18 protein-coding genes and 1 pseudogene are annotated in these 24,274 nt (G+C 56.3%); 14 read left to right on the top strand and 5 right to left on the bottom strand.

The genetic code is table 11. The features are described 5' to 3' along the window. Positions 1–21: 21 nt before the first annotated feature. The 5 genes from CGZ80_RS05710 to CGZ80_RS05695 are packed head-to-tail and all read left to right on the top strand — an operon-like array spanning position 22 to position 6,275. Positions 22–1,137: a M28 family peptidase gene (locus CGZ80_RS05710; RefSeq protein ID WP_233148249.1), complete on the top strand. Its 1,116-nt coding sequence runs from the start codon at positions 22–24 to the stop codon at positions 1,135–1,137. 11 nt (positions 1,138–1,148) lie between these two features. Beyond that, on the top strand, positions 1,149–1,502 hold the full coding sequence (locus CGZ80_RS27850; protein WP_158222570.1) for a hypothetical protein: 354 nt from the start codon (positions 1,149–1,151) through the stop codon (positions 1,500–1,502). Between the two features lie 8 nt (positions 1,503–1,510). Next, on the top strand, positions 1,511–3,928 hold the full coding sequence (locus CGZ80_RS05705; RefSeq protein ID WP_233148248.1) for a BatA domain-containing protein: 2,418 nt from the start codon (positions 1,511–1,513) through the stop codon (positions 3,926–3,928). After that, positions 3,925–5,388, top strand: a complete 1,464-nt coding sequence (locus CGZ80_RS05700) for a vWA domain-containing protein (RefSeq protein WP_158222568.1) — start codon at positions 3,925–3,927, stop codon at positions 5,386–5,388. Before CGZ80_RS05705 ends, CGZ80_RS05700 begins: the two co-directional genes overlap by 4 nt. Continuing rightward, positions 5,346–6,275: a glutamine amidotransferase gene (locus tag CGZ80_RS05695; RefSeq protein ID WP_094412266.1), complete on the top strand. Its 930-nt coding sequence runs from the start codon at positions 5,346–5,348 to the stop codon at positions 6,273–6,275. Before CGZ80_RS05700 ends, CGZ80_RS05695 begins: the two co-directional genes overlap by 43 nt. A gap of 12 nt (positions 6,276–6,287) precedes the next feature. Here the strand turns inward: CGZ80_RS05695 and CGZ80_RS05690 are convergent, their stop codons facing one another. Both CGZ80_RS05690 and CGZ80_RS05685 read right to left on the bottom strand, forming a co-directional pair. After that, the gene (locus tag CGZ80_RS05690; RefSeq protein WP_094412264.1) at positions 6,288–6,806 is read right to left on the bottom strand and encodes an adenine phosphoribosyltransferase; all 519 of its coding nucleotides are present in this window, start codon (positions 6,804–6,806) and stop codon (positions 6,288–6,290) included. 58 nt (positions 6,807–6,864) lie between these two features. Then, positions 6,865–8,223, bottom strand: a complete 1,359-nt coding sequence (locus CGZ80_RS05685) for an amidophosphoribosyltransferase (RefSeq protein WP_233148247.1) — start codon at positions 8,221–8,223, stop codon at positions 6,865–6,867. A gap of 570 nt (positions 8,224–8,793) precedes the next feature. On the opposite strand from CGZ80_RS05685, the gene proB reads away from it, so the two are divergent. Next, complete coding sequence (proB, locus tag CGZ80_RS05680) at positions 8,794–9,957, top strand: glutamate 5-kinase (protein ID WP_233148246.1); 1,164 nt, start codon at positions 8,794–8,796, stop codon at positions 9,955–9,957. A gap of 7 nt (positions 9,958–9,964) precedes the next feature. Here proB and CGZ80_RS05675 read toward each other — a convergent pair whose 3' ends face one another. Beyond that, a complete protein-coding gene (locus CGZ80_RS05675; RefSeq protein ID WP_094412313.1) occupies positions 9,965–11,281 on the bottom strand; it encodes a radical SAM protein in 1,317 nt (438 codons plus the stop codon). A gap of 52 nt (positions 11,282–11,333) precedes the next feature. After that, the gene (locus CGZ80_RS05670; protein ID WP_233148245.1) at positions 11,334–12,647 is read right to left on the bottom strand and encodes an amidohydrolase family protein; all 1,314 of its coding nucleotides are present in this window, start codon (positions 12,645–12,647) and stop codon (positions 11,334–11,336) included. Here CGZ80_RS05670 and CGZ80_RS05665 point away from each other — a divergent pair. Then, a complete protein-coding gene (locus CGZ80_RS05665; protein WP_158222567.1) occupies positions 12,637–13,308 on the top strand; it encodes a DNA-3-methyladenine glycosylase in 672 nt (223 codons plus the stop codon). The two genes, CGZ80_RS05670 and CGZ80_RS05665, sit on opposite strands and share 11 nt — an antisense overlap. A gap of 4 nt (positions 13,309–13,312) precedes the next feature. Here CGZ80_RS05665 and CGZ80_RS05660 read toward each other — a convergent pair whose 3' ends face one another. Next, entirely contained in the window at positions 13,313–14,161 is an 849-nt protein-coding gene (locus tag CGZ80_RS05660) for a PIG-L family deacetylase (protein ID WP_094412307.1), read from the bottom strand. A gap of 220 nt (positions 14,162–14,381) precedes the next feature. On the opposite strand from CGZ80_RS05660, the gene CGZ80_RS05655 reads away from it, so the two are divergent. From CGZ80_RS05655 to CGZ80_RS05625, 7 genes and pseudogenes are all read left to right on the top strand, one after another. Then, positions 14,382–15,908, top strand: a complete 1,527-nt coding sequence (locus CGZ80_RS05655) for a sialate O-acetylesterase (RefSeq protein ID WP_094412260.1) — start codon at positions 14,382–14,384, stop codon at positions 15,906–15,908. Between the two features lie 252 nt (positions 15,909–16,160). Further along, a complete protein-coding gene (ppk2, locus tag CGZ80_RS28500) occupies positions 16,161–17,351 on the top strand; it encodes a polyphosphate kinase 2 (RefSeq protein WP_094412258.1) in 1,191 nt (396 codons plus the stop codon). Positions 17,352–17,432: 81 nt separating this feature from the next. Then, positions 17,433–17,786, top strand: a complete 354-nt coding sequence (locus CGZ80_RS05645) for a hypothetical protein (protein WP_103296748.1) — start codon at positions 17,433–17,435, stop codon at positions 17,784–17,786. Between the two features lie 65 nt (positions 17,787–17,851). Further along, positions 17,852–19,989 (top strand): annotated as a pseudogene (locus tag CGZ80_RS05640) (FAD-dependent oxidoreductase). Positions 19,990–19,997: 8 nt separating this feature from the next. Continuing rightward, positions 19,998–21,650 (top strand): flavin monoamine oxidase family protein, encoded by a 1,653-nt coding sequence (locus tag CGZ80_RS05635; protein WP_094412254.1) that lies wholly within the window; start codon positions 19,998–20,000, stop codon positions 21,648–21,650. Positions 21,651–21,727: 77 nt separating this feature from the next. After that, a complete protein-coding gene (locus CGZ80_RS05630; protein ID WP_094412252.1) occupies positions 21,728–22,336 on the top strand; it encodes a SixA phosphatase family protein in 609 nt (202 codons plus the stop codon). Further along, complete coding sequence (locus tag CGZ80_RS05625) at positions 22,333–23,496, top strand: metallophosphoesterase (RefSeq protein ID WP_094412250.1); 1,164 nt, start codon at positions 22,333–22,335, stop codon at positions 23,494–23,496. Before CGZ80_RS05630 ends, CGZ80_RS05625 begins: the two co-directional genes overlap by 4 nt. The last annotated feature ends 778 nt before the right edge of the window (positions 23,497–24,274 follow it).

The raw sequence follows: 24,274 nt of genomic DNA, 5'->3' as shown, positions 1-24,274 counted from the left end.
CACGTCAAAACAGCACGGATCATGAGCGAGTCTTCCACCGCGATCATGGAGAATCAAAGGACATTGGCAGCCTCAACGGACCGATTCGACGAACGAGCCGGTGCAGGACTGGCCACACGCCTGATCTTAGTCGGGTTGGTCGTCTTTTTGATTGTCGGAAGCATCCTGTTTGTCCGCGTGATGCTGCACCGCGGCCCGGACACGATCGAATCACCCTCGAGTGCCCCGATCCCGGCTCGCTATGACGCCGATCGAGCGATGGGGTACCTGCAAAAGCTTTGCGATTTCGGACCACGTCCTTCGGGTAGCGAAGCGATGGTTCGCCAGCAGCGCTATTTGGAAAGCTTTTTTCTAGAACGCGGTGCCGAGGTTCGACGTCAGGAATTCGAAACACGAAATCCCAATGACGGGTCCGCAATGACGATGACGAACCTGATCGCTTCTTGGCACCCCGAACGTCCGCTTCGATTCCTGTTTTGTGCACACTACGACACGCGTCCTTATCCGGACCGTGATCGACAGAACCGCAAAGGGACATTCATCGGCGCTAACGATGGTGCCAGCGGTACCGCAGGATTGATGGAATTATCCAACCAACTCGACGACCTACCGGACGACGTCGGCATCGACCTTGTCATGTTCGACGGCGAAGAGTTCATCTGGCAAGAAGACCGTGACCGGTATTTCCTCGGGTCAACGTACTTCGCGCAAACCTACGTCGATACGCCGCCAGAAAACGCCTACCGTGCCGGTGTTCTGTTCGACATGATCGGCGATCGCGAACTGCGGCTGTATTACGAAATGAATAGCATCCGCTACGCCAAACCGGTCGCACAATCGTTTTGGCAAGTCGCCAAGCGACTGCGTGTCGATGCGTTCGTCCCACGCACACGCCATGACCTTCGCGATGACCACCTGCCGCTCAATCAGATCGCCAAGATCCCAACCATTGACGTGATCGATTTCGACTATCCCCGCCCGGGGATCGGCAGCCCCTCGTACTGGCACACCGAACAGGACATCCCCAAGAACTGCAGCGGCGAATCGATCGCGGCGGTTGTCTGGGTCGCCCACCAGTGGATTACAGCCCAGGGTCGTTCGGAGCAGAGTCGTTCTATCAAAACGCCGAACCGCTAGAGGACAACGCGATGACTGCAGGCGGATTACTGCTTGGCGCAACCTTGTTGTTCTTTGCCGGCTGGCTGCAATGGACCGAGCACAATGGTTGGCCGTACGATCACTTCGACTCCGACGAAGACGCCGACTATCGCTCGCGACGAAGGAAGTCCCGATCGAAGGTCAACGCATTGATTGGCACCTGCGGTGCACTCGTTTTAGCAGCGACTTTAGCGAATAGTCGCCTGGTCTTCGTGGCCGCCTGGACGGCAGTCACGTTCATTCTGTTGGTGATCATCGTCCTGGCAATGTTGGATGCATTCCGAACCCATCGTTACCATCAAGACAAGATGCGACGAATTCGGGAGCAAGCACTGAAGGATTAACGCGGCTTGTGAATTTTTTAAACGGCACCCTCTTGATTGCCATCACGGCGATCGGAATCCCGATCGCACTGCACTTGATCGCGCGGAAGGAACCACGCAAAGTCCTGTTTCCTTCGGTTCGATTGTTGTCACAGCGATTCGAGTCCAATCGCAGCAAGATGCGAGTCCGACGCTGGTGGCTGTTGGCATTACGGATCGCTGCGATTGCATCCGTCGCATTGGCATTGGCCCGCCCTGTCTCCAGTATCGGGCTGAGCGTGACTTGGCTGACGATCGGCATCATCGCTGCATTGGGCGTGGTGTTGCTTGTGATGGCGACTGTTTCGGCGTCAGGTCGTGGCAAACGCTCACTCACAATCCCGCTACTCGCGGCAGCCGGCTTGCTGGTGCTTGTCGCGATGGGGTGGGGCGTGTTCACGGTGGCCAGTACCGAGCCACCAATGATCGACGATCAGCGGCCCGTCGCATTGGCGATCATCGTGGACAACTCCATCGAAACAAGTTGGACGACCACCGAAGACACTCGTATCAATGCGATCCGCGAAGCTGCCAAAGCGGCGGCCTTGGCAGCGGGTAAAAACAGTCGAGTGGTCGCGATCGATCGTTCCGCGACACCGGCAACGTTCTCTGCGGATGTTGCTGGCTCGATTGCAAAAATCGAAGCGTTTCAGCCATCCGAAGTGGTGCAACCGCTGGCAACGCGAATTGAAGCGGCCGCCCGTGTGCTCTCGACCAGCGAGATCCCGACTCGCCAAATCATTGTCATCAGTGGCATGACCGCAGCATCATTTCCACCCGATGCCACGACAGGCCCCATTCGCGAGTTCCTCGACCAACAACAGATCGACTTCACCGTCTGGGACATGGGGGCCTACCAAGGTTTCAATCGACAGCTTTCACGGATATCGACAGCGACGCCAGCCCCAGCGCCACAGTCGCCCATTACCTTGACCGCAGAACTCCGTCGACAGGATTCAAACGGGTCCGAGCTAGCTGAGACTTCCGCTGAAATCGAAGTCACCCTTGAGTGTGTGGTTTACGAAAACCAACCTGGGCTGCCTGTGGTTCGCGACGGCAAAATCGTTCGTCCCGACGCTAAACCGGTCGACAGGCTGAGCGTGACCTTGCAACGTGACCGCGATGTCGAAGTCCAATTGACGCTGCCGCCCCTCGATGCCGGCCTCCATCACGGCGCCGTGCGGCTGATTGGAATCGATGCGTTGGCGATCGATGACGCCAGCTACTTTACGATTGAAATCTTGCCGCCAAGTCGATTGCTGATCGCCAGTGACCAACCGGCCGAAGCAAACGAATTCGCTGATTTGGTATCCGCCGAAGCCAATGCCGCACCATCGCAGTACAGCATTGAGATTTCGACTCACGATGACTTGCCAAACTTGCAACTCAGCGACTTTGACGGGATCGTCCTGCTTGATCCGCCGCTGAGCGTTTTGAGCGGACAGGGCTTGGAGTCATACTTTGACTCCGGACGTCGCACATTTGTCGCCGCAGGACCATCGCTGGCCGCCGACTCTGGTGCGTTCCAGGACTTGGAGTTTGAACGTCGCTGGCGAGTCAACGATCCCGGTACGTTTCTCGAAATCTCTGCCGAGTCACACCCGGCACTCTCACCCCTTACCGAATTGCCGGGCGGCGTACCGTTTCAAGACTTGCGTGTTTTTCAATATTGGAAAACGACGGCCAAAACAAATTGGTCGACGCTGATGCGATATGCGGGAACCCAACATGCTGCGCTATTGGAAAACAACAAACGCGGTGTGCTGTTGATGACCACGCCGATTCCTGATTTGGTTTCGCGTCGACCGTGGAATGAGCTATTTCGGGCAGACAACCTTTGGCCCATGTTCGCGACGACGCGTGAATTGACACGCTATGTCGCGCGACGCGACGTCGGTCACTGGTCTGTCGCGGTCGGTGCACAAGTCGCTTTACCGGCCAAGTTCTTGATCGATGATCAAACTGCCGAAGCGGTCAAGCGACTACAGTGGTTTCCGGCTGGCAACAACGCTCCGGTTCCGATCGAAATCTCAAACCCCGACCTTGCGATCACCCCCGACGAATTGGTCGCCATCGGAACCGCCAATCACAGCGGAACACACTGGATTCGTGGCAGTCAAACGGGCCTCGGTTTTTCCGTAAACCTGCCTCGCGACCGAATCAATTTGTCACGAATCATGCCTGAGCAATTGTCAGAACAGTTTGGGGATTCGTCGAGCGTGATCACCTCGGCTGAACAGATCGAATGGTCTGCGGGCGATGGGAAAGACATGCTGCCGCTCTGGTCACCTTTGATGCTGATCGCGCTGGCAGTTTTCCTGCTGGAACAAATCTTGGCCAATCGTTTCTATGGACAACGTCCCGCGTCGCGCTCCACGGCGGACGCGACCGCAGGAGCGACGGCATGACCCAGTTTTCGATCGAACCGATCTACGCGTCGACTTGGCTGGTCGTCTTTGCCGCAGTCGCAATTGTCGGAGTCATCGCGTGGGTTGCCCCGCCAACCACCGATCCTCGCAAACGCCGTTGGCTGATTTTATTGCGTTCGATCGCGGCGCTGGTTCTGTTGCTCGCTGCGGTTCGCCCAACGATTATCCGTACCGACCAACGCCCCTCGCCGGCCACGTTGGTGATCGCGATTGATGATTCAAAAAGCATGTCGCTGCCCGATGGCGATGGGGCTAGCCGCTGGGACACACAGCGTGAGGCAGTCCAGCAACTTTTGGACGGACTCGGCAACTTCGATGAAGCGATGGACATCGAACTGATCCGCTATGACGAAACCTCCCAGTCGATCGGACAAGCGACCTCTGTCGATCAAGTCGCATCGCTGAAACAATCGCTGTCGTCACAAAATCCTTCAGGAAACACCACTGACCTCGGGATGGCGTTTTCCGGTGCGATTGACCTGACCGCGTCCAAGACACTGGCCGGTGTGGTGCTGATTGGTGACGGCATGCAAACGAGTCGGCAAGCCGGCCCCGCCGCGGGATCCAGCGGTACGTCGAGTCCCAGCAACGATTCCGCCGGACCACTCAATGCCCGCTACGGTGCACAGGTCCTCGATGCATTAGGCGTCCCGCTTTGGACGATCCCGGTTGGTCCTCCCAATACCGGCGCAGCTTCGCGTGATGTCGCTGTGAGCAATTTGCCCGACAGTATGCAACTGTTCTCGGGAAACCAGTTCGAGCTTTCGTTCACAGTCGAAACGCTCGGACTGTCTGGCCTTCAAGTTCCAATTCAAGTCACTTGGATCGATGAAGCCGGCGGACGAGAAGTTTCCCGCACACGGACACTTGATCCGAGCTCGGCTCGCGAATCGATGGCCTTAGACATCCCAATGGTCGCCCCCAAGCCCGGCGTCTATCGGTTGGAAGTCGAAGCTGAACGACAGGACGGAGAATGGGTCACAAGCAACAACGTACAAACCGCATTCGTCGAAGTCCGTGAAGGCGGCGGCCGAATTTTGATTTTAGAAGGTCCCGGTCGCCCCGAACTCGCGTTTTTGCGACGCTCGCTCCGTGGCTTTCCCGATCTGGATTTACAGTTCGCTACGATTCGCGGTGACCAGTCATGGCCCGTGCAACTGGAGGCGGCACTTCAACCGAAACGCTTCGACGTTCTGGTGATCGGAGACGTCGATTCGTCGGCATTTGGCGATGCACAATTGAAGCTCATCGCCGACCGTGTTTCCGAAGGCACAGGACTGATCACGCTCGGCGGCTTGTCCAGCTACTCCGTGGGCGGATATGCCGGCGGTCCGCTCGATCCTGTCTTACCCGTGAAGCTTGATTCTTCGCGTCGGCGACAGCCACCCGCACGGCAATGTCGCCTGCCGAAAGGCAAGCCAGACTGCAAAACCAGTTGACCGGACCGATCAAAATTAAGGTCGCTAAAAACCATCCAATCGTCAACCTTGGCGGACCTGAATCTGAATCCGTCTGGTCACAATTGCCAGCGCTCACGGGTGCGAACCGGTTTGACCAAGCCAAACCAATTTCAGGTGTCCAAACTTTGTTGGAATCTGAAAACGACCAACCGTTGCTGGTGATCGGAAACTACGGCAAGGGGCGTGTCGCGTCCTTGGCGATTGACGAAACGTATCGCTGGTGGCGAATCGGCAAGAGCGAAGTCCATCGTCGGTTCTGGCGGCAACTGATGCTATGGGTCATGTCACGAGAGGACGATAGCGGGGACTCGGTAATCGCCGACTTGGATCATCGACGATTCGAAAGCGATCAGGCTCCGGCATTCCAAGCTCGCGTGCAATTGCTTTCCGAACATGAATCGACAATCCGATTGACCGCATCGGTAGTCGACGAAAATGGTGAAACAACAGAGTTAAAAGTCACCGAAAATGCTGACTCGTTGCCGCGGATTAGTGGCCAAATTCCTGATCTCGGGCCGGGCTTTTACAAGCTGCGTGTCGAGGCAAGTGATCCGTCGATCAAGGAGGACGAAGTCGCGTTCCAAGTCGTCGAGACTAGCCGCGAACTTACCAACCCGATGGCAGACTATGTTTACATGCAACAACTCGCCGACCTGACCGAGCAACATGGTGGCGCGTCGTTTGATGCGACGCGACTGGAACCGCTGATCGAAACAATCGTCTCCAAACGCCGACGCGCGGAAACAACAGTGATCGAGAAAGCAACCCTTGGCGACGGACCGATCAGCGGTTGGATCGTGTTTCTGCTGTTCGCAACCGCATTGTCAGTCGAATGGTGGCTACGCCGCCAGTGGCAGATGGCGTAACGATAGCGAAAGTTAATAAACGATCGCAGACTCGACGCGATACGGATCTAGCTTGGATTCGCCACTGAGTGCCGCCAAGTGGATCAAGAATGAACAGTCAACAATCTCGGCCGAGCATCGCTCGATCAAGCGGCAGCAAGCTTGCATCGTGCCACCGGTTGCCAACAAATCATCCACCAGGACGACGCGCTGGCCAGGTTTGACACCGTCAATGTGGACGTGCAATTCATCGGTGCCGTATTCCAACTCATACGCATGCGAGTGCGTTTCGAATGGCAGCTTGCCTGGTTTGCGGATTGGAACAAACCCGGCTCCAAGCTGCATCGCCATGGGGACGGCAAAGATAAATCCGCGTGCTTCGGCCGCAGCGATGATGTCAACCTTTTCATTGGCGAACGGTGCCGCCATCGCTTCCGTCGCTGCCTTCAGCGCTCCCGGATCAGCCAACAAGGGAGCGATGTCGCGATACAAAATTCCTGGTTTCGGGAAGTCTGGGATTTCGCGAATGAACGTTTCTAGATCGGCTGTCATGACCAGATTTCGAAGTTGGCAGAGACTGCGGAAAGGGAATTACAAAATGGAGTGATCGTTATTGTGAATTCATCACAGCTGCGAGCTGCTCGTAAGTCCGTCCGCTGTCTTCATCGCTTCCACGATTGTCCAGGGCGATCTGGTATAGGTGCTGGCCACACTCGGTCGGATACTTTCCAGTCACGCAGGCTTGGCAAAGGCGTTCCTCTGGCAAATCGATTGCACGTGCGATCGCTTCGACCGGCAGGTAACGCAGCGAATCCGCGCCAAGGTCATCCGCCAAACGCTGTTGGGCTTCCGGGGTGAGCACTCCGTCGGTACCGAAATACTTCGGCGCGATCAACTGGTCGACGGTGCTCATGTCGATCCCGTAGAAACAGGGCGCGACGATCGGTGGGCACGCAACACGCACGTGAATTTCCTTCGCGCCGCCAACTTCACGAATCCGATCCAGCAAGACGTTCATCGTCGTACTACGAACGATCGAGTCCTCAACCAGGATGACGCGTTTGCCTTCCAAAACGTCTCGCAGTGGCGTGTACTTGGTTGCCGCTTTCGCTTTTCGTGCTCGGCCGCCTTCGATAAACGTCCGGCCGGCGTAGCGGTTTCGGATCAGGCCCTCACGACACGGGATTGAAAGCTGGTATGCCATCGCATCAGCAGCCGCTTTACTGGTGTCCGGCACCGGCACGATGATCGTGTCGGGATCGTCCAGCGGAATGCGACCGTCGGCTTGCTCGGATCGGGCAAGCTCTTCGCCCAAACGCGTCCGCGTCAGGTAAACACTGCGATCGTCCAACGTGCTGGCGACATTGGCGAAGTAAATCCACTCAAAGAAACAGTGCGAGCTGCCTTTGCTTTCGGCAAATTGCTCGATCCGCACACCGGTTTCCGGATTGACCACGATGGCGTGTCCGGGGGCGAGCGATTTAATTTGGTTGGTTTCAAAGCCGAGGTTTAATAGCGCGACGCTTTCGCTGGCCGCGGCAAACAGAGGTCCTTCGTGCACATAGCACATCGGCTTGATCCCCAGCGGATCACGTGCGACCAGCATCTCGCCTTCGGCGGTGAGCAATGCGAGCGAGTACGCACCGTCAAAGTCGCCTGCGATTTGACGCAGCACGTCGATCCATTCGACGCGTTCGGTCGACTGACTGAGCACGCGTCCGATCTCGTGCATCAAAATTTCGGTATCGGTATCAAGTACCAAGTGGTGATCGCCGTCAGCCAACAAGCGTTCTTTCAGGAGGCTGTAGTTCGCCAGTTGACCGTTGAAACAGAAACTGAACCACTTCCGTTTGTGGATGTGCTCGCGTTCGAAGGGCTGGGCATAATTGCGGTCGTCTTGGCCGCAGGTCGCGTAGCGACGTGCCCGATCGATGCCATTCCGGCAAGCCCTTGCATGATCGATTCGCACTTCGCCCGATGGTTAAGCCGGAAGACTTCCGTGACCGTTCCGACGTCCTTGCGAGTCATCAGCAACTGTGGCTGATCGGGGTTGTACGTCGTCATCCCGGCGGCGAGTTGGCCTCGGTTTTGAATGTCGAGCAACATTCGCGGCAGCAACCGAGAGATCTGGCGAGGCCCCTGCTCGGGGCAAACGGGACTGCGACCGCGGCCGGACAAATGGTAAATCGCCGCGACGCCGCACTCGTGATTGATCTCACTCATTGAATGGACTTGCTCGTCAATCAAATCTGGGAAACAGGCGAACCTGTAAAAACGGATGTCGAAAACGTTTCGGAAACCCCGCTTAACCTGACACGCGTTTGGTGTTTTTGCACCGAAGACTAGACAGGCATCTATCGTGGGCTTTCGAAGCCCCATTGTCCTGAAGCTACCGCGTTTGTTGAACCGCCCGCATGTGGGAAGTCGCGTTTTTTCAAAAACTTCTGCCCCACACTGTCGGATGGTCGATTTACGCCGCAGGGATTATTTTGTCGGAACTTTGAATTCCCCCCACTCTCGATCTTGCCCCCCAGCAAACGTGTCCATCGAATCCTTCGATCAACGGCAAAACGCCATCCAGTCCGCCGAAAGTGTTGTTGTAAAAGTCGGCACCCGAGTGCTAACCGACAGCAACGGAAAACTTGACCTCCATCGCATCGAGTGCCTTTCCAGAGGCCTTTGCAGAATTGCCGAGTCTGGTCGACAAACCATTATCGTCAGTAGCGGTGCAGTTGGCGCCGGAATGGGTAAATTAGGACTCGACCATCGCCCTACCGACCTGGGGCAACTTCAGGCCGTGGCGGCTATCGGTCAAGCCGATTTGATCCAAGCCTACGAAGGCGCCATTTCTCAGCGTGGACGCCACGCCGCCCAGGTATTGCTAACACGCAACGATTTACAGTCACGCGAAGGCTACCTCAACGTTCGCAACGCGCTTAATTGGATCGATGAACTCGGCGCGATCGCCATCGTCAACGAAAACGACTCCGTGGCGGTCGCGGAATTAATGACGACATTCGGCGACAATGACCGCCTTGCCGCACAAGTCGCTGGACTTCTGGAAACGTCTCTGCTTGTCATCCTGTCGGACGTGGACGGATTGTTTGATGGCCCTCCAGACGCTGAGGGCAGCAAAAAAATCGACATCGTCGAAACGCTCGATGATGACATCATGGCATTCGCCAAAGACAAAAAAAGCTCACTCAGCAAAGGCGGCATGTCCAGCAAATTACTTGCCGCACAACTGGCGACTTCGCATGGGCATTCGGTCATCATCGGCCCCGGACGCGACGACGATGTCCTCGAAAAAGTCCTTGAGGGTGAAAACATCGGGACCCTGTTTTTGCCGTGCCGCAAGACGCTCCGCGGACGCCGACGCTGGATTAGCGCTTCCGCCGAAGTCGAAGGCCGTCTCGTGATCGATGACGGTGCCGCCGAAGCACTCCGCCACGATGGTGGAAGCTTGCTGGCGATCGGCATCACCGAGGTGGTTGGCGAATTCGACGAAGGCACCGTCGTGATCATCACTGACAAGTCTGGCGAGGAAGTCGCGCGCGGATTGTCGAATTACCCGTCCGGTGAAATCCGCAAAATTCAAGGCAAGATCAGCGATATGATCGGCGGCATCCTAGGACACAGCCCGCACGAATCGGTCGTCCACCGTGACAACCTGACATTGGCCCAAGGTGCTGATCGCTCTTAAGCGAACGCTATGACTCGTCGGTCCGGTTGACTTGCAACTGGACCACTTTGACGTTGTCTGCGCCAGCCGAGTGCGACGCACCCGCTGGCGCATCCTTGTCGGGGTCACGATAGTTGGACACATCAAAGTGCCGCGTGTAGGTCCCGAAATCGTTGAAGGCGTACTTCTTGGCCCAGCGATAAACAAAGCTTCGTTCTGGGATCTCGTCGCCCGGTTGGAATTGACTTCGCCGCGGCGTCACGTGGTCGAGTTCCCGCATTACCTCATTGCGAATCGTGGTGTCACGGGCGCCATGCTTTTCGGCGAGTTCGACCAACAAATCGGGCCGCTCCATGATCACGCAACCACGCGTGTGTTGTGCGGTCAGTTCGCGGAAGTCTTTCAAAAACGCCGAGTTGTTAAACGTTTCTGCCAACGGTCGATCGTCATGAATTGACTCGGTCGCCAACTGGATCACTGGGCATGGTTCGATATCGCCTTTCGGTCCGATATGGTGCGTGAATCCAGTCGCCGCAGGGCAAAGTGCGTTTCCCGCGTCGTCATGATACGCGTCAATCACGATGATGGGCTTGGTCGCACGGGTGTCGACGACGAATTGACGAACACGCTTTTGCTCTTCACTACTGAGTGCCAATTGCGGGTTCGGTTCCGGCCCAACAGGCCGATAGATATGGAACCAGCAGTACATCACGCCCATTTCGATCAATCGATCGACCCAGGCGTCGTTGACGAGATCATCGATGTTGGTCTTGCAAACGCTCGTACACACGCCAACCAGCAAATTGTGCTTCAGCGCCGTTTCCAAACCTTTCATCGTCTGGTTGTAAACGCCACCACGGCCGCGACGTTCATCGCTGATAATCTCCGTCCCCTCGACGCTAATCAACGGTGTGACGTTCCCGCATTCTTTCAATCGCGACGCAACATCGTCGGTGATAAAGTGCCCATTGGTGAAGACCTGAAAGTAAACGTCGCGGTTCTGCTCAAAAATCTCGAGCAAGTCTTTGTGCATGAACGGCTCGCCGCCCAAGATGCCAAAGAAGCTATTGCCCATCGCCTTGGCTTGACGAATCGTTTCGTTGGCGGCGTCCAATTCGATCTTGTGCTGCTTTGCCGACACATCGACCCAGCAACCCTGACAACGCAAGTTGCAACTGTTGATCACCGACATGTACAGAAACGGCGGGAAGAATTCCCCGCGTTTCAATCGCCGTTTGTGCTTGTGGACGCTCAACAACCCCTTCACCCCGAGCGTCCAGACTGCCTTGGCAAGCAATCGTTTGTCGGTCTCGAAAAGAAATCGTGACGCAAGGCGAAGGTACATTTGCGAGCTGATGGTTGAATGTTCGAATTTGAAACAGCGTTTGGGCTTTCGATCACCCTGCCCCATTATGGCCGGCAATCGGATCTGTTGCAGTGCAAAAACGCAATTGCGAAGTCTCCGTCCGTGCGAAATCTGCGTAGACCCCGTTGAGTGTCGCTGCCCGGGTGGGGACCAAAAACAGAGACCCGACTCCGGAATTCCCAGCTTCGATCCGCCCAAACGTTTGATTCACGCCTGAACTCTGATCCATGCCGATCGCTTCCGCCCCCATGATGGTGGCCATCTCTAATACCCGGATTGGATCCAAGTCTTGCCGCCGATTTAGCAAAAATCGCAACTCCTCCCAAAGACTCAGGTCAGGGTTGCTGGCTCTTGAATCGGTCCCCAACGCGACGCGAACCCCAGATCGTAACAACCGATCAACCGGGTGTACGTCGTAGCCGAAAAACGCATGTGTTCGTGGACAATACACCACACTGATCGACGGATTTTGTGCCAAAAAATCGATCTCGTCGGCTCTGAAATCATTTCCATGGACCGCAAGTGATCGCGGCGCGGATGCCAAGATTCGCAGATATTCCAGTATCGGTTCCGTCGCTGATACTGGAAACAAGCCGTCACGCCAAAGCCCAGCGTTCTTCAACACCTCGGCAAATCGTCCGGTGCCGTTTGCCAATAGCTCTCGCTCCTCCGGCGACTCGGCAAGATGCATCGCCACCAGCATTCCGTCGGCGGAATGCGAGGCCAACTCGACGCCGCGCCGCACCAAGTCGATCGGTGTCGAATAGGGCGCATGGGGACTGATCGCCGGTTGGCACCGATCGCCCTGACGATCGAGCGAATCACAATGCCGGACCGCCGATTGAAATCGTTCGTCACCCCGCTCGGACGAAAGCCCCAGTATTTCGGCAAACGAGACGATGCGAACCGGATTTCCCTGCACCGCGAAATCCTCAAGCGGCGGGTAAGTTGACGGCGTGGTCGCGATATCGGCAATCAACCCGACTCCGCCCGCGACCGATTCGGCCAGACCTTTGGCAATGTTTGCTTGTCGCGCGGCCAAGTCCGTCTGCCCACGAGCACGCATGACTTCGCCGATCCAATCCGCCAGCGCGATCCCCGGCGTGCCAATGGGGGACTCGCAATCGGAAAACTCCAGGTGCGTGTGCGCGTTAACCAGCTTTGGCAATACCGCGACATCCCCCAAGTCGATCGCCTGCACCGGATCGGTACCAGCCGGTTTAATTTCGACTATCGTTCCCTCGACAAACGTGATCAACGCGTTTTCAATCGGCGGGCTGACCATTGGAAACAACCAACGTGCCCGATACGTTTGTGGTTTAGAACCTTGTGTTTTGAAATTCATCAACCTGTTGTCTGCCAGCGTGATTGCATCGATGACGTTTCCGATCGATCAAGCCAAACGCCTGCCTCCGGCGTTTTATCAAAATCACACCGCCAACGTTGCGCAAGACTTAATCGGCAAAGCGATTGCGCACCGCGTGCGGCAAACGTGGGTCGGCGGGGTCATCGTCGAAACGGAAGCCTATCTTCATTCGGGTGATCCGGCCAGTCACTCCGCCCGTGGCAAGACCGCCAGCAACGCGTCGATGTTTGATCGTCCCGGCGTGATGTATGTCTACCCCATCCATGCGAAGCATTGTTTGAACGCAGTCACCGAAGACACTGGCATCGGTGCGGCCGTGCTGATCCGTGCCATCGAACCGCTGTGGGGGCTCGAAATGATGTGCGAACGACGTGGGCTGATGGGAGAACTGCGTGGGCACACCGAACGACGCCGGTTAACCACCGGCCCTGCGATGCTGTGCCAAGCTCTGGGGATCGATCGACGCGATGACGGACGCTGCTTCGTCACCGACCCGGACTTGGGATTCTTCGATTTGGGGCCACCGCAAAAAAGGCGTATTGTCGCAACGCCGCGAATTGGCATCAGCAAAGCCCAACATCGAAAGCTTCGTTTCATCGATGCCGATTCGAAATTTCTCAGTCGGCCTTATCGTGACTAAACGGCTAACGTTCAGTCGTTGGCGTATGCTGCTTGGTTGCCTTTCCCAATCCGGTCGACCAGTGCCGCAGCGTCAATTCACGGACGTCCGACGGATCGGTTCCCATCGTCGGATCCACATCCAATCCGACTGCCCCGAAAAAGTCGTCGGTTGCGAACGGACGCGCGGCGGCAAACGGTTCTGCCGCGGCGACGCCGGCGATCGAACCCGCCATGACCGCTGCCGCACGAACCCGGTCTTCGATCTGTCGCTTGTGATCGAACTGGCTTCCGTAGCAACGGATTGACGCAAGCTTTCGTTCCAACGTATCGCTGATGTCGATCAAAGTATGGTACGGGTTGCCGGCGATATTCATCGGCTCGAGCGCAAGCCGAAAATACAGCTGCCGACTGATAACGTGTGGCGGATAATGATCGAATTGCTCGTCCCATTTGGACAAGCGACTGTAGAACACCGCCGCATCGGTCAACAACATCGCTTGATGATGGTCGGGCGAAGCCATCGGTGACTTGTCGCCGAAACCGATCACGACTCGTGGACGGGTCATGCGAAAGATTTTTGCCAGTTCGACGCGTGCTTCAAAACAATCAAACAACTGTCGGTTGGGCAAATCCATTTGGATTCGGTAGCAGACGCCCAATGCTTTCGCCGCCTGCGTCGCTTCCAGAAACCGCGACTCGGGGCCTTTCGAAAACGGCGTCGGTTCCCCATCCGTCAGGTCGATAATTCCAACCCGATAACCTTGGCCAGCCAACTTTGCCAGCGTCCCTCCACACGCGACCTCAACATCATCCGGGTGCGCCCCCACGGCAACCACATCCAGCGGTGGAGGCAATTCAGGTTCTTTACTCATTTGTACTGTCGATCGGAATCGGTTGTAATTTGCCGCTTGCAATGGCCACTGAATCGTGGACTTCGGACGAGTCGTTGGCATCAGCGGTTTGCAGGTAACTTATCCACAAACGTATCGCTTAGGCAACGAACCCGGTCGGCAACAACATTCGCGGATCGAGATGGCTATCATAAGAAGCTCCTTCCTTATTCCTACTTATTCCCACCAAGGAGCCACCGAGATGAGACTCACCGGTCTTGCCTTCTTACTTCTCGCCGCGTTCGCTTCGCAATGTTCCGCGGAAATACGCACCAGCGCCGTGTTTGGCGATTCCATGGTGCTGCAACGAAACAAACCCATCCACGTCTGGGGCTGGGCCGATGCAGGTTCTTCGGTCGAAGTCAAACTAGCCGATGCGACAGCCAACACGAAAACTGACGAGAGCGGCCGCTTTGACGTCGAACTTCCCAAGCTGCCCGCTGGCGGTCCATTCGAATTGACCATCAACGCCGGCGACGACAGTGTCACGTACAGCGATGTTTTGATCGGGGAAGTTTGGGTCTGTAGCGGTCAGTCCAATATGGGCTGGTCGGTTCAGCAATCAAACGATGCTGACCTCGAATCGCTTTCCGCAAACTATCCGAACATCCGTTTAATCTCCGTCCCTCAAGTCGGCGTCCAAGAACCTCAACAAAGCTTCGATGGCCGATGGCAAGCCTGCACACCAGAGACAGTCAAGCAGTTTTCCGGCGTCGGATACTTCTTTGGTCGCCAACTACACCAAACACTTGATGTCCCCGTAGGCCTGATCGACAACGCCTGGGGCGGGTCATCAGCCGAGGCGTGGGTCAAACGTGACCTGTTGGAAGCCAACGACAACTTCGACGAATTGATGGCACGATGGGAACACACCGAAGCGACTTACGACCATGACGCCGAGGTCAAAAAGTTCCAAGAGAATTTGGCCAAGTGGCGTGATCAAAAAAACGGCCCTCGCCCCAACAATCCACGTAACCCGCTGACCGGTCAACATCGTCCGGCCAACCTGTACAACGGCGTGCTGTATCCGATCATCGGCTACACGATCGAAGGCGTCGTTTGGTACCAAGGTGAATCCAACGCGGGCCGCGCCTATCAATACCGTGAGCTCTTCCCTTTGATGATCCAGCACTGGCGTGACGAATGGAAACAGGACGATTTCTCGTTCTATTGGGTCCAACTCGCCGATTTTATGGCCGAACGGGATGAGCCCACCAACAGTGCTTGGGCGGAACTTCGTGAAGCACAAACGATGACGATGGACAAACTGGAAAACACTGGTGAAGCGGTCATCATCGAGCTTGGCGAAGCGTCTGACATTCACCCCAAAAACAAACAAGACGTCGGCAAACGACTGGCACGATGGGCGCTCGCGAAAAACTACGGGTACGACATTCCCTACCGCAGTCCGACGTACGAATCGATGTCCGTCGACGGTGATCAAGTGACTTTAAAGTTTGACCATGTCGGCGGTGGACTCGATACCTTCGATGTGCGCGATGTCATCGGTTTCACGATCGCAGGCGAAGACAAGTCCTTCGTGCAAGCCGAAGCCAAGATCACCGGAAAAGACACCGTGGTGGTCTCCAGCGACAAAGTCTCGGCACCTGCTGCGGTCCGCTATGCTTGGGCCGACAACCCGATCTGCAACGTACAAAGTCAAGAAGGCTTGCCAATGACTCCGTTCCGTACCGACGACTGGAAAGGCGTCACTGCCGACGCCAAGTAACCACGGCGTCTTCGCGCTTTGTGCTGTTCGCACGTGCCAGGGTGTCACGCCTCGTGACACCCTGGACTCGTACACCCTCGCTGATCCAAACTCCGCACCAGCGACACAGCCACTACGACCGTTGCAGTACTCGTAGACTACGGGCGCAAAGTGAACCACAGCATTGGCGTTTCAATCCTCGTGCTACTGAACGGCTAGAATTGAACGGCGGTTTCGCCGCCGTTTTTTATCTAGTCAGCACGTCAAAACGCCATGCCTTCGCAACCCTCTCGCAAGACTTCGTCCTCTGGCAGAGTCGCCAAGGGAACGAAAAAGAAGAAAGCCCCCTCGAAGAAAGCCACGCCTTCGCGTTCTCGCCGCCTCGCAAACGATGGCGACGTTGCCCCGACGCTTACCGCTGATGGCGTACAGTCACACGTCGTCAATGAAGCGACCAAGGCGGCCCAAGAAAGCAAGATTTCTGCGGTCCGTGACATCATCGATAAAACGCCGCCGCATGATGTCCATACTTTGGCAAGGACCCTGGAGACGATCATCGATGGTGCTTCGCCAGAAGACGCCGCGGTGCTGCGTGGCGCCTTGCTGAAACATTCCACCGGCAAACGGGCCCGCGGCAAAATCAGTGCCGATGATCAGCTCTCCGAAGGTTGGCGTGACGGAGCTTATCCGTACCGCAACTTGATGTCGCGCAAGAACTATGAAAAGCAAAAGTACCTGCTTCAAGTCGAACTGCTGAAGCTCCAGGCCTGGGTCAAAGAGAATGGCGAGAAAGTCATTCTGCTTTTCGAAGGCCGAGATGCGGCCGGGAAAGGTGGTACCATCAAGCGGTTCATGGAACATCTCAACCCCCGTGGTGCTCGGGTCGTCGCTCTGGAAAAACCCAGCGAAACCGAACGTGGACAGTGGTATTTCCAACGTTACGTCGAACACCTTCCGACCGCGGGCGAAATCGTGATGTTCGACCGCAGTTGGTACAACCGTGCCGGCGTCGAACGTGTCATGGGCTTCTGCAGCGACGAAGAATATGAAGAGTTCATGCGGCAGGTGCCCGACTTTGAACGCAACCTCGTCCGCAGCGGAATTCGACTCATCAAGTTCTGGTTCTCTGTTAGCCAGAAAGAGCAACGGCGTCGTTTCAAAGAACGCGAGGTCCACCCGCTCAAACAATGGAAACTCTCGCCCGTCGACATGGCTTCGCTGGATAAATGGGACGAGTACACGCGTGCCAAGGAAGCGATGTTCTTTTACTCCGACACGTACGATGCACCCTGGACAGTGGTCAAGTCCGATTGCAAGAAACGTGCACGTTTGAACGCGATGCGATTTGTGCTTGGGTCGATTCCATACAAAAATCGTGACATGGCCAGGATTGGAATGGTCGATCCACTCTTGGTCGGCCGGGCGAATTTGGTGCAATCTTCGCGTTCTTCCGAAAACGAATGACAAAAATGTCCGCATCGTCGGCCTTGTCGTATCCTGGCAGGACTTGGCCGCCCGTCTTTTACCACTCACACACCAAATCGCATGTCATCCTCCAACCCTTTTGACGCCCCCACTTCGTCCTATCAAACCACCTCTGCTACCAGCAGCAGTTCGATTGTCCTGCGAAAGGTCGACATCATGTCAGTCGGAATGATTTTCGGCGTCATGTATGCAATCATCGGATTGCTCGCTGGTATGGTCATGGCACTCTTCGCAATCGCTGGTGCGGTCAGCAGCGGTGACACCGCGATGGGATTTGTCGGTGGCGCATTCGCTGCGATCATCATGCCAATCGCTTATGGTGTCGGGGGCTTGATCGGTGGGATCGTCCTGGGACTGATCTACAACGTTTGCGCTGCGATGGTCGGCGGCATCCGCTTCGAAATCGATAGCTGATCGGGAAGCGGAATCGATTAGATGGGTGCCTCCCACCCCGCCCCTTCGATTCCCACCGGATTGCGATGAACTCCTCCCAGACGCCCCTTCTCTCTCGCACGATCAAACGGATCTTTGTTGTCACGACAGCAGTTGCGTTGACAGTCGGCAGACCGGCTAGCGTCGAAGCACAAGACGCCCCCCAGCAACCTCCGCGGTCCGTTGACTTGGTGATCTACGGCGGGACGTCCTCGGGAATTGCGGCTGCCGTCGCCGCCAAACGTCTGGGGCTGTCGGTAATCGTGATCGAACCGAGCGATCGTGTCGGCGGACTGACCACCGGAGGGCTTGGTCAAACCGATATCGGGAATAAATCAGCCATCGGTGGGATCGCCCGCGAGTTCTATGAGGACATCGCCACTTATTACCAATCCCCCAACACACATGGGACTGGCAGCGCCCTGACCAGTACCGCAGCGGTGGCCAATCCACGACTGCCAGCGGCGAATCGGCGATGTGGACTTTCGAGCCAAGTGCCGCGTCGACGGTCTACCAACAGTGGATCGAACGCGATCAGATACCAGTGGTCTATGGCAAACGCCTCGACCGCTCTGCCGTGACGATGACTCGCAGTAAGCCCGCCAAGATTTTGGCGATCCGGATGGAAACCGGGGAAATCTATCGCGGCAAAATGTTTCTCGATGCGACATACGAAGGTGACTTGATGGCCACCGCTGGGGTCAGCTTCACAATCGGACGCGAGGCGAATACCACGTATGGCGAAACACTCAACGGCGTGCAAACACGACACGCCCGATCTCATCAGCTCTATCCCGGAATCGATCCCTACGTCTCGCCGGGAGATCCGTCCAGCGGTTTGCTTCCCCACATCGATCCCACCGGCCCCGGTGCAGATGGCGAGGCGGACGAACGCATACAGGCTTACTGTTTTCGCATGTGCCTGACCGATCACCCGGAGAACCGCATCCCGTTCCAAAAGCCTGACAGCTACAACGAGAAGTGGTACGAATTACTGCTCCGCAACTTTGAAGCGGGTGAAAAAAGTGTTCCCTGGATCAACTCCGCGATGCCGAATCGCAAAACGGACACCAACAATCGCACTGGTTTTTCGACAGACTTTATTGGCCAAAACTATGATTACCCCGAAGCCAGCTATCAACGTCGCCAGGAAATCATTGACGAACATCGCCGATACCAACAAGGGTTGATGTGGACGCTGGCTAACCATCCACGCGTCCCTGCAAACATTCGCCGCGAAGTCTCGCGTTGGGGAACCTGCAAAGACGAGTTCACCGACGGCGAAGGCTGGCAGGACCAACTCTATATCCGTGAAGCCAGGCGGATGGTCAGCGACTACGTGATGACGCAAAAGAACTGTCAAGGTGAAGCGGTCGACGACCCGGTCGGCTTGGCTGCCTACACCATGGATTCACACAATCAACAACGGTACGTTGACGACGAAGGTCACGTTCGCAACGAAGGTGACGTGCAGGTCGGCGGCTTTCCACCGTACGGAATCAGCTATCGCTCGATCGTCCCCCGGCGTGACCAAGTGAGTAACTTGCTCGTCCCCGTCTGCCTTTCCGCATCGCACATCGCGTTCGGTTCAATCCGAATGGAACCGGTTTTTATGGTGCTCGGCCAATCTGCCGCGACGGCAGCGGCACAAGCCATCGAAAAAGGCGTTGCCGTCCAAGTAATCGACTATCAAGCCCTTGCACAACAGCTGGCAGCGGACAAACAGGTCCTCCACTACACCGGGCCGCCGAAGTCACTCGGCATCGATGCCAAAGACCTGCAAGGGATCGTCGTCGACAACTCCGATTGCGAAACGACCGGTACTTGGGTCAGCAGCAATTCATCGTCACCGCGTGTTGGGTATGACTACTTGCATGACAACAACGAACAACAAGGCGATTGCGTTGCGACCTACACGGTCGAGTTACCGAAGCCTGGAGAATATGAAGTGTTCTTGCGTTGGCCGCCGTTCCCCAATCGCTCGACGCGAACCCCAGTCACCATCACCGACCGAGACGGTATCGTCCAACAACAATTGGTCAATCAGCGTGCCTCTAAATCAAAGGGCGTGCAATCGCTGGGCGTCTATGCTTTTGAGCAATCGGCGGTCGTCCAGATCAGCAACGCCAACGCGGATGGCTATGTTGTCGCCGACGCGATACAGTTCATCCCGCAATCACCCTGACCGAGACAATGCCTGAATCCGAACGCCATTTTTACAGCCGACGTGAACTGCTCGCTTGGCTGGCCGGCGTTCCGATTGCAGGTTTGGTCGGCTGTGGTTGGTCGCCCCGGCAAATCGATGGGCGGTTGCTGAATCCTGATTTTTCGGTGATTCACCGGCTCCGCGACGGCTGGCGTCCGCCCGAACCGACACGCAATCCGTCACGGCACCGCGTCGTGATCGTCGGCGGTGGCATCGCCGGACTTTCGGCCGCATGGCAACTGAAACGCCATGGCATCGATGACTTCGTCATTCTAGAACTCGACAAGACAATCGGCGGCACGGCACGATCGGGCAGGTTCGGTGACTTTCGTTTTCCCTGGGCTGCCCACTATGTGCCAGTCCCGATGCCGGAAAATGATCGACTGATCGATCTGTTCCGCGAAATGGGCGTCGTCGTCGGAAGCGCCGAAGAAGGCGAGCCGATTGTGTCCGAGACGGCACTCTGTCGTGACCCACATGAACGCGTTTTCGTTGACAATCCAGCTGACGGAAACGGTCGCTGGATCTATGGCTTGCTCCCTGACCCTATCCCGTCAGCCGAAACCCGTCAGCAACTGGCACGATTCCAAACCCAGATGCGTGACTTCGCTTTTGGGAAAGATCGACAGGGCCGTCGCCTGTTTGCGATTCCGATGTCACAAGGCTCGGATGACGAACAAGTTCGCGCACTCGATCGCATCTCAATGGCCGAGTGGATGAACTCCCAAGGCTACAACGCCCCCGCGTTGCGTTGGCTGGTCGATTACGGTTGCCGCGACGACTATGGACTAACCGCCGAGCAAACGAGCGCTTGGGCAGGCGTGTTTTATTTTGCCTCGCGATGGCGACAGGGCGAAACAGAGACTCAAGCCGTGATCACATGGCCTGAAGGAAATGGCCACATCGTCGATCATCTCGCCAAATCACTGCAAGCACAAATCAAATGCGAGCAAGTGGTCACCAAGATTGAACTCACGTCCCGGCAAGAGCTGTTAACAACAGCCTTCGGTGCGTCGACCGAGCAAACGCAACAGTTTCTTGCTGACGACGTTATCTTTGCCGCACCTCAGTTTCTGGCCCGACGTTTGATCGCACCATTCGAACAGAGCCAACGGGATGTCTCGTCATTTCGCTACGGTGGCTGGGTCGTCGCGAATGTCTTGCTAAGCGATCGCCCTCGAGAATCGAATGTCGCGATGTGCTGGGACAATGTGATTTCCGGCGGGGCATCGCTCGGGTATGTCACGTCGACACATCAAAGTGGAATCGACCACGGCCCAACGGTGATCACTTGGTATCGTCCGCTGACCGATGACGACCCGCGGGTCTCCCGCCAAGAACTCATGCGACTCACTTGGGACGATTGGGCGCAGGTCGTTACATCCGACTTATTGCGAGCCCATCCGGACATTGCGGCACTGATCGAGCGGATTGACGTGATGCGTTGGGGGCATGCGATGATCCAGCCTCGCACGGGGTTTATCTGGGGAGGTGCTCGTCAACAGGCTGCGCAGTCGCTAGGCAGAATCCATTTCGCCGCCAGTGACTTGAGTGGCGTGGCCTTGATGGAAGAAGCCTTTGATCGTGGGACACGTGCCGCCGATCAAGTCATTCGACGCGACCGTTCGCCAAAGGTCTAATGACACGCACAATCGTCCCAGAACGCGCGATCAACGTTTTTGCTAAAGCCAATTCTGCACAAACGCAGATAAGGTGAGTGCATCGTCAGACCGACGGATCCGGACGTTTTGACGAAACAACGCTCCACTCCCTACACCTGCTGGATGGTCGACCGATGGATAGCCGCTTGATTCTGATGCGACATGCTAAGAGCTCGCACGGTGATCCGTCTTTGTCGGATCACCAGCGGCCATTGAACCCACGCGGACAACGTGATTCGCCACGCATGGCCAGGTGGCTGGTTGAAAATGATTTGCAACCCGAAATCGTACTCAGTTCGACGAGCCAACGCACCCGCGAAACGCTCGACTTGATGTTGCCGGAGCTTGGAGAGGCACCCGAAATTCACTTTCTCGACAGCTTGTACCTTAGCAATGTCGAGTCGATTCTGTGGACCATCAGCAGCGAGCATCGTTCATACAAGCAAGTCATGGTGCTTGGGCACAATCCGGGAATCAGCATCGTGGCGTCGGTTTTGTCGGGGCAAGTGATTCAGATGCCGACCGCCGCGATCGCGGTCATCGCGGCGGAAACCGATGCCCTCGAAAGTGATTCGCGAGCGCATTGGTTAGAAGAACTCGACCCCCATACACCTTGCCGACTGACAACGTTTGTGACTCCCAAAGGGTTGGATAGCCACCAATGAGTGGACTGTGGAATGACGTACTGCTGTTGCTGATCCTTGTCGGGCATGGCGGTCTGCATATCGCGATTTACAATCGCGTCAACTCACTCGGCTGGCAGCGAAAGACGATCAAAACCTGGGTCAAAGTCTTTTTCATCAATACGTTTCTGCTGCCCACCCTGATTCTGCTGACGCAACACCAAGCACTCAACGCGATCATTCGCGGCGAAGACCGCTGGTCTGACCTGTCGTCTTGGACATTGGCGTACTTCGGGATGTGCTTGGCAACGTGGTTTCTGTTTGGCGTCCCCTGGTTAATTTGGCGACCGATTTTTGGAATCGAATGGGCCAAGGCGACGCGGCGGCGAAAAGTCATCAACGTTGCGAGTGCCGTCAAAACGCCTCTGCTGCTAACCTCCAAGGCGCAGTTCGAAGCCAAACTGCCACTCAATCAATTGCTGGAACTATCAATCGAACAGATCGAGCTTCCGGTGCCGGGACTTCCCAAGAAACTCGACGGATACCGGATCGCACATCTCAGTGACATCCACTTGACCGGCGAAATCCATGCCGACTATGCCCGGTATGTGGTCCAGGCGGCGACTCGCGAGCGTCCCGATCTGTTTGCGATCACCGGCGACATCATCGATTCCCAACCCTGCATTGATTGGCTCTTCGATATTTTTTCACCCGCACAAGCTCCCGACGGTTGCTTCTTCATCCTAGGCAACCATGACACTCGCGTTGTCGATTCGTGGGAGACTCGCCAAGCGATGGACCGGGCGGGATGGATCGATCTGGGATCACAAACGACACAGCGAAAACTTCGGGGTGTCCCTTCATTGGTGATCGGCAACGAGTATCCCTGGTTCGAGCGTCCGGTCGTGCCCGACTGTGACGTGGAATTCAAACTGCTCCTCAGCCACAGTCCCGACCAAATCTCATGGGCCAGACGCAACGGAGTTCATCTGATGCTTGCCGGACACACCCATGGCGGACAGGGGCGATTGCCGATCGTGGGACCGATTCTGAGCCCCAGTCTGCACGGCAGCCGATTCGCCTCGGGTAGTTTTTACAAACGCCCAACCACGCTTCAGGTCTCGCGCGGTCTCGGCGGCGTTCACCTCGTCAGGATCAATTGCCGTCCGGAGCTTTCGATCCTGACTCTTCGATCGGTTTAGCCCGCGAGCATCGCGGTACGAGAATCCCGGCGCGAGCAGGGACCGTTCGTCGTCTGCTCGCGGGTTGGTTATTCGCGAGACAATCAGTGATCTCGCGCAAGCGATCGACCTCTGTTCCCTTGAGATCGAATACACGATCACCTGCGTGGGCCTGCCGTACGTGCGAAACGTCCGATCAGACAGCCGATCCGACAGCGCATTGGCGGGGCCTAGCGTCAATTAAACCGCCCAAAACAGCCACAAAAACGGCCAGTTCGACATGGACACTTAGTTTCTTCATCATCAGGCTGCGCCAAAGTGAAAAAAAGTGTCTTCGCGGGTCCGTTCCAGCCGCAGATCGCCGGCGGCCGCTCTTGGGAGAAGCCCGCAATGGGCTGCGGTTTGGTGAAACTTGGTGTTTCACGGGTTTTGCGTGGGAAAACAGGGCTCGGATGGTCCATCAGCTGAACATTTGCAAATTAAATCAGCCGCGATCTAACCCCGTAAATCGCGAGAGAAAACGCAAAACAGGGCCTCGCATTCACGTCTCGCGAACAATTAATTCACACATTTCCTTCATCAGCCGTTGACCACCGGCCGATCCTCAGCAACAATCCCGCTCATCGTTCGAGAGACGTCGCCGACAACCAGTCACGACGACTTGATGAGCGAAACCGATCATTGACAATTTGGTGGTGAAACTTCTGTTGAGTTCAGATATTGAGATCGCTTTTGAGCGATCAGAGCTTGTCTCTGGTCAATCAAAACAATGGCGAATTGTGGGCCGGCTAACCGACCG

The organism is Rhodopirellula sp. MGV (assembly GCF_002251265.1).
In the GTDB taxonomy this organism is placed as follows: domain Bacteria; phylum Planctomycetota; class Planctomycetia; order Pirellulales; family Pirellulaceae; genus Stieleria; species Stieleria baltica_A.
This window is presented reverse-complemented; position numbering and strand designations above follow the sequence as displayed.